The following is a 12,454-nucleotide window of genomic DNA, read 5'->3' on the forward strand; positions in this document are numbered from 1 at the left end:
CTGTATTTCAGTATCTATATTTTGTGGCAGTAATGAAGTAAATTTTCCCATTTTGCTGGTTTTATTAGCCGATGGATATAATTTCATCGGTGTTTAAAACTTCAACTGTTGCGTTTGGACTGTTCATATCTGTGGTTTGTTCGAGTAGGCGTGTTGCTTCCTCAAGCAATGCGCTTGCGTTGTGAAGCAGTGTTCGCACTTGGGTTAACTTGTTCCGCCGTTCGATACCAAGTTGTGCTTCTATATACCGTGCATCATGCTGATGGCTGAGGTGAATTACCCGTACTTCTTGTTCTTTCTCTGAAGGTGCAAACATTGCGTTTTCGGCGGTTAGTTTATAGTACGAGTACGTACCACTCGGTCGTTTGACATTGTAGATGTGGAGTTCGCAACCAGGTGGCGCGATGTACTGTCCGTCGAAGTTGGTAAGTCCAGTACGAATATTATTTAATGTGGTGGCGATCGCCTCAATTGCGGGGATAACACTTAACGATTCTGGTGATTGCGGGCAACCGCGCCTCATCAGCATCATGATAGCGGCAGAACGACGGGTCAGGCGAATTTGTTCTTGATACTGGCGCATTTGTTCTTCCCGAATACGAACAAGTTCAAGTTCTTCATCGGGGCTTAGTTGAACCGCACTCCCACAGGTTTTGTAATTTAAGCAGTCGCCAGAGTCTATGCCTGGGTATTGCATCATACTGGCACAGTCAAATCCAAGTCCGCATTTTTTCTTGGGCATAGGTTACATCCTTTTATTCTAGTTACTTTTATAATTTAATATAGCTAGAACTAGGTACAGTTATTTCCTATGGGGTTATGGGCAAGATAAACGATATTAGGTTTAAGATTATTCTTATAAGTTTAAATTTTTCTCATCAATAGGCTCAAATAGCTATCATACAAACTTCTTGATGTCCGGCAACTGCTTGTTCCCAAGTTGAATATCTCCAGAATTTACCACTATATTCACCTCCAAAAACCATAGTTTCAAAAAGCTGTGGTTCTTGATTAGGAAAATTAGAATAATCCTTTCCTAAAAAGATGGTAGATACTCTTCCCCACGAAAAAGTATCTAAAGCTACTTGTATATTGTTCTCATTTTTCCGCCAATCAGACCATTGCTCAAGACTGCCGGGCTTAATAGGTTGTTTATTTTCATCTAATATATAAAGCTCATCGAGTAGATCCATGTAATTTATAAAATTTTGTGTCATAAGATAATCATCGGACAAACTTATGTGTATTGTGTACATTTTTTCACCTCAGTCTTCGTACGCGACGTAAGGGTAATGTATCGCCTGGGCAACTGTCTTTATTGTGAGAGTTATGTTGTCAAAATTATATTTTAGCAGATATTGCAGAACTGCAAAAATACAAAATAATGTAAAATTGTTATGTTACTTTCAACATTTATGACAAAACAAGAGTTATGTCACAAGAAAGTAAAATTATAGAATTAGCTAACTAATTTTGAAACAAAATCTAACTTTTGATTATGTGCATAGATGAAACGATAGCATCTGATATTAAAGAAGCTGTAGCTAGAGTCTCTTGCTATTTAGATGATTTTGGCAGTCATATTAGCCACTTAGATTTTTCAATTGAAAATTTAGAAGATTTAAAAGAAGAATTTGCAGAAGGAACTGATAAAGATTCAATCGATACTTATTTGTACATTGCATTATTCCGAATAAAATCTACTAAAAATCGACTAGAAGAAGATATTAAAATTATTAAAAGTTACTTAACTTATTTTATTGAATCCTCTAGTAAAATGCCTGAATTTACTTACGATTATGAAAAAAATGAAATCAAAAATAGATAAAAATCAGTTTAAGGAAATTCTTCTTCATAAAAGATATAATAAAAGTTATGCCTAAAAAAGATGTCTGGGTAGTATTTGGTCACTTTCTAGATTTAAATTACTATTATGTATCAAATACTGAATGGACTTTTGAAATAGAAGAAGCTTGCTTATTTAAAACCAAGGAATTAGCCGAAAGCACAATAGGTAGGCTAAAAACTTATGAGAAAAAGAATCTAGACTTTCATGGAATCAACCCAGATAGCTTGTCTGTTGAACGCACCTGGCTTGAAGTTAGTGAATTTCTGCATTTTACGGTTTAATTCATCTCTAACAAATACGAGCGCAAAAAGTTGTACTTTTGATGCTAAGACACCAATAGACAAAACAATTTTTTATGCCCCACAAATCCACAAATAGCTGCCCCAAAATTCACATCCAGCTAGACAAAGAACCCGGATTGCTAAACGAAATTTTTAAAACCTAAACTGTTTAGTTTGCACTTGGTGACAACTTCGCCAACAGTGTCTTTGCCAGTCCTACCCCTAATTTTGAGTAGATTAAACTCTCTCTATCTACAGATTTACTATTGCTCAATACCTCTTTGCGATCGCGAAGCGCTGCTGCGAAGCGCAGATCGCGATTTATTCATTAACGCTTGTTGGGTAAAGAAACGCAAACTTTCAATCTGCTCAATTTCGTTTGTTGTTAGTCGAGTTGGTATCTCTTCGTACCAGGTTCTCTGACTGTAGCAGATTTGCATCACAGGAGTATTATCCCCATGACGGTAAACACTCAGAGTATTGTTATCTAAGCTGGCACTCAACTCCCGTCCTTTGATACGGAAGTTATTGGTAACAAGCATATAGTCAGTAATTATAAAAGGCAGATGTTTGAGAGTAGAAGGCAGAAGGGTAACAGAAGCAGGAATAAGGGAAGATTGCTCTTCCAGGATTTGTTGAGTAGTAAGACCGTTTTCTTCTGAAATATCCTGTTGTGGGTTCTGTTTCTTTGGATGCGGCTGAACTTTTTTCTTGGTCTTATTTGCTTCCGAAGTGGGGTTATATTCTAATTTTGGTTGTATTATCGAAATCTCACTGGGATAATTACTGTTTAGTGTATATATAGTAACAAATTTTTTAGAGTTACTATCGGTATCACCATTACTATCACTTATACTGCTATTAGTAGGTTTATCACTATATAAGTAATCAATGTTACTTAAAATTATACTATTTATGCGAGCAATTGCTTTGGCTTTAGCTTGTTGAATTACTTCTTTATCTTTATCTGGGTCGTACATGATTCCATATTCAGACCGCAGTTTGTTCCAGCTATAAGGTTTGTATACTTGATAACCAGCAATTTTTACATCATTATGAGTGTAGGTAAAGCCTAGTAGTTCTTCCCCCTGCATCTTAGGCAATACTCCAATGTTATTTTCTTCCAGGCGTTGAATAAACGTAGAGACGGTGGGACTATCCTTAATGGCTTCTCCTATTGCTTGGCGAATAATTTCCTTACTTGTTGGGGTTTTGTGCTTACTGTTGACTGCTCTAATACTTTTTGATCGGTTGGGACTGGTGAGTGTAATTATTCCGTACTCTTGCTCTAACCTAGAGGCGACGGCTTCATTTGTTGTCGGTGTTACTTCCAATCCTAGTACCGCCGCGATGCGTCTAGTTGAGACTTGGGAGTTGAAATAATCATAGGAATCATTAACTAAGCTGCCATCTAACCGAATCCGGGAGGTGATTATATGCAGGTGTTCGTGGTTGCGATCGTGGTGGCGTACTGCAACGAACTGACTGGTAGCTGCTACAGATGATTCTTCCTTGGGCAAGTATCCCATATCTTTGAGATATTCTCTTGCTACATAACTGTACTGACTGTTGGATAAATGCTCGTGGTAGTTTGGGCGGTGTGCGATTGAGATGATGAGGTGCGCGCACTGCCGTTTAACTGCTTTGTTGGTGTACTTGATGGTGAGAAACTGCTGGTTAAATTCATCTGGCTTTGTTCCCATCATATTAGTATCGACAATCGCAGCATCATCTTTCCCCAAGACATACTTGAGCGTGTCGAGAAAATTCGGTTTTTTATAAATGACGGGAATCAAATTGAGGGAGTTTAAAGTGGATATATAGAACCTGTAATGCCTTATTTATTTTGGCTTGAGGGTGATTTGTCTGGAACGTCTAGGTTAAATGCAGCAGCTATGGTCTGATCTACGAGTGCGATCGCATTATTGACAGTATCCAAAATTTGCTGGTTGTTTGTTTCCTTTGCTAAGTGAGATAACATCATCAGTTCGCTTTTGAGGTTTCCAGCAGTAGCGCGGATAGTTATCAAGTCGACAGATGGTTTTGCCGTTAGTACCCGCCTTAACCCACAGGAACGTAAATATTCAGATGCAGTTACCCCTGTGGCGATCGCTTTTTCCTCAATGGTAGTTTTCTCTTGCTCAAAGAGGTATACCTTGATGGATTTGGTTCGCTTTATGGAGTTACTTACCATACCTTGTTTTACTATGGGACTGAGTGGCATAGTTAGAGACTGCACTGAGGGAGTTGGGGATAACCGGAAATCTGACAACAGTGTATGGTCTCAATTGCGGACAATATTGCTGCTACTTTTGGTATAAACTATACTTGATTTAGATGCCGCCAGTGAGAGTACTGTAACTTGTGATAATACAAGGTAATATCTTATGGTTCGTCTTGTAACTGACACTGAAGCCGTAAACCTTGTTTTTAATGATGCAATTGTTGGGTTGTAGAGATTGTATGGCTATGTCGCCAGCGTGCGAACCGACAGGTCGGCGCTTCTCTGCCAGACGCTCCGCGAACGCTATTGCGTAGTAGGTACTATCCATAATCGTGGATTCAATTACACGTAATTACAACTGTTTATAGGTATTATTTTTAATCTATTTATTTAGGGACTTCCAAATAAAAAAATATACAACTTTTCTTGTGGGGTGGGCGTCTCGCCCGCCCGTGGAAAGGGGCGGACAAGATGTCCATCCCACAGGAGTGGATAATTTATTTCTTGGTAATCCCTTATCAAACAGTAAATATACGACAAAAGTAGTATTTTGTGCTACAAAATAAGATGATTGGTATTAAAGAACTGTCAATTAATCTAGTTTATTGATAATAACTTTAGTGATAAAATGACCCTACTAAACATACCTTGTTTTAGTTAGAGGACTGTACGGCGACAGCAATGGTCTGTAGTGGAATGCGACTAAAGTAAATGCTTGTGCAGAGCGGATTGTGGGGTTCTATCCTAAGTTGATTAACTTCTACGTAATGCTGAAATAATTGGGTTAATTTGCCCTCAGAATACCTCAACTATGGGGATTGTTAGAGTTTATTTTTAAGTTAATTATTTATTTTGATTGACAAAAATCAAACCCAATTTCACTTAATTGGGGTAATTAGCGTGTGAATTGGGGTAGTTAGGAGTAAATACGGGGGTGAGTTCTCCCATCGTATGGTTAAAGTATGAGTATTGACAAATAGCTTACTGAGAAGCTTGATTTGCACGTTATATAGAAGAGAAGTTATGGCAAGAGCGAGTAAGCCAGCTGATTCGGTTGAGTTGGCGCGTATCATGCGGAATAAAGATATGGAGGACGGTATAGTAATTAGCTATCTCCAGTCAAAGAAGCGAGGGCAAACTGAGTTAGTATGTGAGGCGCTGCGGGCGTATTACCTACCGTTTGCGCTATCTGCTGCGGGGGTATGTGGTGTTGAATTGCAGTCAGCCCTCCATGATGCGATCGCGCAACTTGAAGTTCAGATCATTAAGATGAAACGGACGTTTGGGATGGAGGGGTTGCCCCAGATAGTTCTTGTTAATCCTCATAGTGGAGTTTTCTCGCAAGGTGCAACTGGGTTACAACCAACAGTTGGAACTAATGGCGTGGAAATAACTCCTATTTCAGCTAATTCGGTTCCCCCTTCAGTTTCTTTTTTTGATTCCACTGGGCCAAGTCCTGTGTCGTTAACTGTTGAGACAGAACCAGTCGGATCAAATGTTGTGGGAGAAGATTCCGAAGATGATGGGTTCTTTAATGATGATGAGGATGACCCAATTGCTAAGGCAGAAATAGAAGTTGATGCGGGATTTCGTCTGGAGTGAGGGGATTATGAGGATATGGGTGGTTAGGTGTTGGAGAAAAGCATACTCTCTGCCTTTGCTTGTGATACTTGCGTAAGTCCTGCCCTTGTCCTGTTTGTCGTTGTGGGCAATATCTCCTGAAGTGCGATCGCCTGGCGCTGTTGTTAGGAGGTGCTTTTCACCTCTCCACTGGGCGCAGCTAACTGTTGAGGGAGTATAAGTTATAGTACAAGCGACTTGTTGGAATAGAGCATCGAACCGAAGATTCGCGCACGAATCAGGCAAAGGTTTTTAGCCTACCTAATTTCTTTCATGTAAGTGCCGATGTCAATTCTCTATATTCGCATCAATCAGAACTGAGAGCGCACTTTGAGCAAACGTTGCTCCGTTGGCTGACTGTTCGATTGTTGCCATTAAGCTGGCTCCTCCAATCAGCAGAAGGTACTGTTGTGAAAAGAATTCTGGATTTTTGACACCAGCCTCAGCTGCCAAGCGCACAATAATTTGTCGAATCGACTCACGTAATTCTACTGAAACTTGATGTGCTTTATGAGAGGCATCGGCAATTTCTAAAACAGCATTGATGAACGGACAACCGCGAAAATTGGGACTTGAGTACCACTCACGCAACACATCAAACGTTGCTAGTAAACGTTCTTTGGGTGTAATGCCTCGCTCTGACACTGCATCCTCAAACCAGCGTAACCACTGAACAGCGCGATATTTCATCACTTCCTCGATTAACAGGTCTTTAGACGGAAACCAACGGTAAAGTGTGCGTTTAGCAACACCTGATACTGCAATGACTTCATTAATGCCGACATGCTGAATTCCCTTCTGATAAAAGAGTTCAGAAGCCGTTTCTAGGATTTGTTGTCGAGCGTGGCTTGATTGGGCAGTCATAGTTGGATGAGTAGACAATATTGTCTCCTTTTAAATACAATAGCACCAACTTCAAGTAGACAAGCTTGTCTACTTAAGCGCATATTTAAGGCAACAACTGATGAAATTTACTATTCACACGATTGATACCGCACCTCAAGACTCTAAAGCGGCATTAGTTCACGCACAACAAACGTTTGGGTTTATTCCAAATTTAGAGGGAGTTTTCGCCCAAGCACCTGCATTACTTAAAGGTTCGATGGCACTATGGGATTTGTTTGCTACGACAAGTTTCAGCCCAATTGAACAGCAAATCATTTATTTAACAGTGAATTATGAACACGAGTGTCACTACTGCATGGCAGCCCATTCCGGCTTGGCAAAGATGATGGGTATGAAGAGTGAAGATATTCAAGCGTTACGTGATGGCATCCCACTCCAAGATTCAAAATTACAAGCACTACGTCATTTTACACAACGAATGATTCAAGCACGGGGTTGGGTTGAAGATAGTGAAATTGAGGAATTTTTAGCAGATGGTTATGGTAAACAGCAAGTGCTAGAAGTCATTCTGGGCATAGCAATTAAAGTGATGCACAACTACACAAATCACATTGCTAAAACGCCCCTTGATAAACCATTTCAGCCATACATTTGGTCAAAGCCTTTGTCGAGGGCATCAACAGTATTTGACCGAACTGGAAAGGCGATCGCATTCTAGTTTTAGAGGTGCGATCGCCTGGAATAATCACTTCATATATCTCATCTGTAAAAGCTACAATCAAAAATTTGACAGCAAAGCAAATGTGTAATTGACCCCATCTGACATACCTTGTTATTGCCCAAGACTCCACAATAACGATACTTTTTACTGGGGTAATTGCGGGGATGGTTGAGGTAATACGGGGTGTAATGATGACAATCACATTGTTTGAATTACAGCCAAAAAGCTAATTTTGTTTAATAATTCAACTTTTAGTTGATACAGAATTTGGGTGTGATTGGGGTAATTTAGTCATGATCTAGGAGGTGATTTGACAGTGAATATTAAAGCAGTTTTTAGTACATTAGTGTAGTTAGAATCTACGGTTTGGATTTGGTATTAGTGCTATGGAGGTACTTCAGTTAGCCCCGTGGCAATTTGAACTTGGTTGCNNNCAGTTTGCAGTGGACTCCCTACTCAACTCCATTGAGTATGAATGCTGTAGCACCATCGAAGAACATCGCCGTAATAGTTTTTTCTCTACGCACTTTCTATGTAAAAAAGCTGTTAAACCCTGTAAAGAAAGTGTTTTGCACCACAGTATTTTTCCCATTTCGGTTAAATTGGGAACGATAGTAAAGGTAATAAAAGATAAAGATATGCCCAAAACTAAGGAGAAAACAGACGTAAAAAAGGTAGTAATTACGATTGACATGGGTGCAAGTAAAACCAAGGCGATCGCTCAGGAGTATCCAGAGGGAAAGCCTGTTGTTTTACTTTTCGACTCAGAAGTAGCAGATGTTGCTAAAGCTTCGATTGAGAGCGTTCAACAAGAAGGTAGTCCTGAATCTCGTATTTGGGTAGGAATAGGTGATGAGTACTGCGCCTTGGGAGAGCTTGCCCGTCGTCGATTTGGGGGTATATCGCAACTGAAGGAGCTAAAGTACGAACTGGCAGTCCCTAAAATTTGTGGTGCATTTTGGCTGGCTAAGGAGAAGTTGAACCTGGGTAATGATGTTGCAGCTTACTTGAGCATCCTGCTGCCGCCCGGTGAAATGCAAGACAAAGAACAGTTACAAGTGCGGTTGAAAGATGCGTTTCGAGGATTTGATACACCAGCAGGTAAGATGCGGGTAAAAATGCTTCGTTATGATGCAGCTTCTGAGGGTAGTGGGATATTTTTTCACCGTAGGCGATCGCTTGGCAATAATATGCCTGCTTCTATGTATGTGATGCTTGGTTATCGCAACGCAAGTATTTTCACCTTTCGCAGTGGTTCAATTGGTACGGGAATAACCAGTAATTTTGGTATGTCTTGGCTGATGAATAATTTTACTTCCAAGACATCGGGACTAAGCCCTGATAATCCCAATATTATCGAGGTGTTGGTAGAAGCTGGGGTTAGTTGTGACTCCCAGGTGATGCAGAAACTCTCACGCAAGCGCAAAGGTGATGAAATTCAACTTGATGGCGAATTGATGTCCAAGGCTTTATTGCTTGCTAGAGATGAATATTGGCGTGCGATCGTCAGATGGTTGCGCTCGAAGATGGATGATGATATTGAAGAACTGGTGTTTTGCGGAGGGACTGCGGATTATATTCGTCCAGAAATAGACGCTTACTTCCAGAAAGAGGGGATTAAGGTATCTTGGCACGGTAATATTTTTATACCTGATGAGATATCTTCCGGTATTGGCAATCGGATGGCGGATGTCTGGGCGCTCTACCAATATATGATTATTCAGTTTGATGAGTTGACTGGTTATACCCGCTCTGAGGTTGTACTGCTAACTAAATCCGCTGAAGGTAGTACAGATGAAGAAGTTAAACGTAAGTATAATTTTACGCCTTGTGAGCGACCTAGTACCTTTATTGCTGTGAACGAGAATGTTTGATTAGCTCAGAAAAAGTAGTGTAGTTACAAGGACTGCAACTACACTTCTGGGATGCTTTTTACGTAACTTCTCAATAACCACTGCATGAATGAGCCGATTACTCGTGGTTAGGTGAGAATAGCTAGTTCTAGGGGGATTGAAAATAATTCCTTGTTGGCAGCGCCCCTTTCTATAATGACATCAGGTAGATAGACAGTATTGTTATCCCGCTTCAATCGAGTACACTTTGAACAAAGACTGTTGTTCAGCGTAGAATCTTCATGGCAAGGTGGTTATATTATGTCAACAGAAGATTTTTCTTCTCAATAAGCTCAAAAAAGTCGCATTAATAGCTGCTGGTTGACACAGCTTTAAAGGTTGAAATCACATTAGAATTATGCCGTTGGTTTTTATACTCAATAACCAGCTTGCACAAAGGCAATAATGCTTTCCTACGGAACTATTAGATTGAGCAAGTGCTGAGTGAATATCTCTTGGACGGGGTATATTTCTTTTTGTGTACAATTCCACAATAGGCAATCTGTGTAGCTAGGTCGATATTACTTGCAGTCAACCTCTGTGTTGATAGCAATCCTTGTTAGAGAAATCAGAAAAATGATATAACATTATCTCAAAATTCTTCGCCCAAACTGATATAACGTTATCTCATGACTGGGAGTCGGAAATATAGTAATCAAGAAAGAGAAAAATTTATGCCTGCCAATTTGACCCTTTCGATTGAGACAAACGCTGGAGGAGTGGCGAAAAGTACTATTTCATACAATCTTGCGTATGAATTGGGTGTTCGTGGCTATTCAGTGGCACTATTAGACATCGATCCTAACGAATCATTGACATTATTTTGCGGATTAGGAGAATTTAAAACTCAGGGAACAATGGCTAATGTTTACCATCCAGACTTCAATGGGAACTGGGCTTTAGTTACAGCTTGGCAAGGTAAGATTGACAAAATTCAAGTTTGTAAAGGCGGAAAAGAATTACACGAAACAATTCGGGAAGTTTCAAAGGATCTGCGTGGAGCTTATACTCTTGCAGATCGGTTGAGTGATTATCCCTTATCTCACGATTTTGTAATTATCGATTGTCCTGCAACATTGGAGCCTTTACCACTGACTGCTCTTGCAGCTTCTAGCCACGTGTTAATTCCAATTCAACCTGAATACAAGGCTTCTCAAAGTGCTGCGGCGATGATTGAGTGGTACTATTTCAACTGCAAGCGGCTGAGATTGAAACCGACTCCAAAAATATTAGGTATAGTTCCTACTCGTTGGAAAAGTGATTGGGGAGCGCATAGAAGTATTGTCGAGGAACTTCCCCTAGTCTGTAAAAATTTGGGAATTCAGTATTTTAGCCCAATTCGAGAATCAGCTGATATTCTTAATGCTTCTGGTAGAGGGCTACCTCTGGGAATTTACAGACCAGGTAAAGAGGCAAGAGGAGATTTTCTGCCAATTGTTGATGCACTAGTTCAAGAACTTAAGCTAATAAGAGGTTGATCGATGACAAAATTAAACAAACCGAGTGTACTTGGAATGTTTGCTTCTGCTGCTGATTCTCAACAGGTATTTGAGCTTGAAGAACGAGTAGAAGATTTACAGGCAGAGATTACAAGATTAAAAGATGAACAAGCACAGGGAAAGCTCGCTGAAGAAGAACGTACAGTCCTCAATCAAACTATTGAAGACCTACGAGAACATTTGAAAGCATCTGGAATTTTTAAAATTCACTATAGTGAAATAAAACCCAATCCGAAACAAGCAAGGCAAACATTTACTTCGGATAGTATTCGGAGTATGGCTGTTTCAATTAGAGAGGAAGGGCAACAACAGCCGATTATCTTACTACCGGGAAATCTCATTTTTGATGGAGAACGGAGATGGAGATCAGTTGCAGAAGAGTTACAGCCAGAAATTGAAACGCTTGATGCAGTGATGCTTCAGAAAGTTCTTTCTGAAGAGGAATTACATGCACGCACTTTATTAACTAGTCTTCACCGAGAAAGCTTGAATGAGCTAGATTTAGCCGAAGGTTTGATTCAACAGGCTAAGTTAGCTTTGGAATTTGAACAGGAAGAAGTAGTTAGAGCGCTTAGGAGAGCAATAGCTAGATTAAACGCAAAAAAGCTTTTGCCCCAATTAACTGAATTGGTTATTTTAACTAGAAAAGAGCAGTCAGAAGGCATTAAAGCATTTAATTTAGACGAAATAGAACAAAGTATTCTTCTGTTATTACTACGTTTTCAACAAAATCCAGCATCAGTAGATGCAAATGTCTTTCCTTGCTTACGGCTTTCAGAAGACTTAAAAACTGCGATTAGACAATCAGGACTTGGTGCAAACCATGCCCGTTCACTCCAAAAACTAAATTCTAAAAATTTAAAAATTGAGGAAACTAAAGCTCTTAAAATCCGACAAGATGCTACATCACAAGTTTTGCAAGAAAGGCTAACAGTCGCTCAAACTCGTTTTCTAGTTGCCCAAACTATTGCTGAACATGCTCCTGAAACAAAACCTAAACCAAGTCACCAAATCAGTTCTCTAATTCGAGATGTCTCAGCAACTAAAGTCGAAGATATCCAGCAAGAGCAACTGAGAGATTTATTGGCTGTATTAGAAGCTAAGGCAAAAGAGATTCGGAAAAAGTTGGACTAATACTATCTCGTCCGACTTAGTTCCCTGAATCGGAGATGTCCATGTAATCTGTGAGTGCCTATCTAAACTACCCAAATGGCTTTCGCCTGAATCCCGCAGAGTCAAACCAGAATTATCAGCGGAACGGTTTCAGCATGTGAGATTTCTAGACTGCGACAAAGCAGTGATCCGAATTATATTTGAGTGCTGGTACTGCCAACAGGAGATACTTTGTGAGTTTACGGGTGAGCCTGTAGTTGGAGAATATAATGGACGGACTTCAATCATCCAAGTTAAAGTTCAATGCCCCAACTCTGAGTAAACTGCTATTAGAGTGAGTACGGGAGAAGTGCTTTCTACAATAGCGATTCCTTCTCCTTGGACATAAATAAGTTTTCAAGAAACCAAA

General features: G+C 40.0%; 12 protein-coding genes. 7 read left to right on the forward strand and 5 right to left on the reverse strand.

Features of this window, described 5'->3' with window-relative positions:
• Positions 1–64 precede the first annotated feature (64 nt).
• Together QUD05_RS01710 and QUD05_RS01715 are read right to left on the reverse strand one after the other, a co-directional pair.
• On the reverse strand, positions 65–742 hold the full coding sequence (locus QUD05_RS01710) for a hypothetical protein (protein WP_289794656.1): 678 nt from the start codon (positions 740–742) through the stop codon (positions 65–67).
• Between the two features lie 145 nt (positions 743–887).
• Positions 888–1,217 (reverse strand): hypothetical protein, encoded by a 330-nt coding sequence (locus QUD05_RS01715; RefSeq protein ID WP_179064380.1) that lies wholly within the window; start codon positions 1,215–1,217, stop codon positions 888–890.
• A 281-nt stretch (positions 1,218–1,498) separates the two neighbouring features.
• Between QUD05_RS01715 and QUD05_RS01720 the strand changes: the two genes are divergently transcribed.
• Positions 1,499–1,828 carry a hypothetical protein gene (locus QUD05_RS01720; protein WP_289794657.1) on the forward strand — a complete coding sequence of 110 codons (330 nt, stop codon included), beginning with the start codon at positions 1,499–1,501 and terminating at the stop codon, positions 1,826–1,828.
• 47 nt (positions 1,829–1,875) lie between these two features.
• A complete protein-coding gene (locus QUD05_RS01725) occupies positions 1,876–2,130 on the forward strand; it encodes a hypothetical protein (protein WP_221704775.1) in 255 nt (84 codons plus the stop codon).
• A gap of 263 nt (positions 2,131–2,393) precedes the next feature.
• Here QUD05_RS01725 and QUD05_RS01730 read toward each other — a convergent pair whose 3' ends face one another.
• Both QUD05_RS01730 and QUD05_RS01735 read right to left on the reverse strand, forming a co-directional pair.
• A complete protein-coding gene (locus QUD05_RS01730; RefSeq protein ID WP_289794658.1) occupies positions 2,394–3,926 on the reverse strand; it encodes a relaxase/mobilization nuclease domain-containing protein in 1,533 nt (510 codons plus the stop codon).
• A 41-nt stretch (positions 3,927–3,967) separates the two neighbouring features.
• Positions 3,968–4,354 carry a plasmid mobilization protein gene (locus QUD05_RS01735; protein ID WP_289794659.1) on the reverse strand — a complete coding sequence of 129 codons (387 nt, stop codon included), beginning with the start codon at positions 4,352–4,354 and terminating at the stop codon, positions 3,968–3,970.
• Between the two features lie 1,023 nt (positions 4,355–5,377).
• On the opposite strand from QUD05_RS01735, the gene QUD05_RS01740 reads away from it, so the two are divergent.
• On the forward strand, positions 5,378–5,956 hold the full coding sequence (locus QUD05_RS01740; RefSeq protein WP_289794660.1) for a hypothetical protein: 579 nt from the start codon (positions 5,378–5,380) through the stop codon (positions 5,954–5,956).
• A 306-nt stretch (positions 5,957–6,262) separates the two neighbouring features.
• On the opposite strand, the gene QUD05_RS01745 is transcribed toward QUD05_RS01740, so the two are convergent.
• Complete coding sequence (locus tag QUD05_RS01745; protein ID WP_289794661.1) at positions 6,263–6,838, reverse strand: TetR/AcrR family transcriptional regulator; 576 nt, start codon at positions 6,836–6,838, stop codon at positions 6,263–6,265.
• Between the two features lie 100 nt (positions 6,839–6,938).
• On the opposite strand from QUD05_RS01745, the gene QUD05_RS01750 reads away from it, so the two are divergent.
• The 4 genes from QUD05_RS01750 (at position 6,939) to QUD05_RS01765 (ending at position 12,066) form a co-directional block, all read left to right on the forward strand.
• Positions 6,939–7,538 carry a carboxymuconolactone decarboxylase family protein gene (locus QUD05_RS01750; RefSeq protein ID WP_289794662.1) on the forward strand — a complete coding sequence of 200 codons (600 nt, stop codon included), beginning with the start codon at positions 6,939–6,941 and terminating at the stop codon, positions 7,536–7,538.
• Positions 7,539–8,179: 641 nt separating this feature from the next.
• Complete coding sequence (locus QUD05_RS01755) at positions 8,180–9,415, forward strand: ParM/StbA family protein (protein ID WP_289794663.1); 1,236 nt, start codon at positions 8,180–8,182, stop codon at positions 9,413–9,415.
• A gap of 692 nt (positions 9,416–10,107) precedes the next feature.
• Entirely contained in the window at positions 10,108–10,911 is an 804-nt protein-coding gene (locus QUD05_RS01760; protein ID WP_289794664.1) for a ParA family protein, read from the forward strand.
• A 3-nt stretch (positions 10,912–10,914) separates the two neighbouring features.
• Positions 10,915–12,066, forward strand: coding sequence for a ParB/RepB/Spo0J family partition protein (locus QUD05_RS01765; protein WP_289794665.1), 1,152 nt, complete (start codon positions 10,915–10,917; stop codon positions 12,064–12,066).
• Positions 12,067–12,454 lie beyond the last annotated feature (388 nt).

Origin of the sequence: Nostoc sp. GT001 (assembly GCF_030382115.1) — a bacterium.
In the GTDB taxonomy this organism is placed as follows: domain Bacteria; phylum Cyanobacteriota; class Cyanobacteriia; order Cyanobacteriales; family Nostocaceae; genus Nostoc.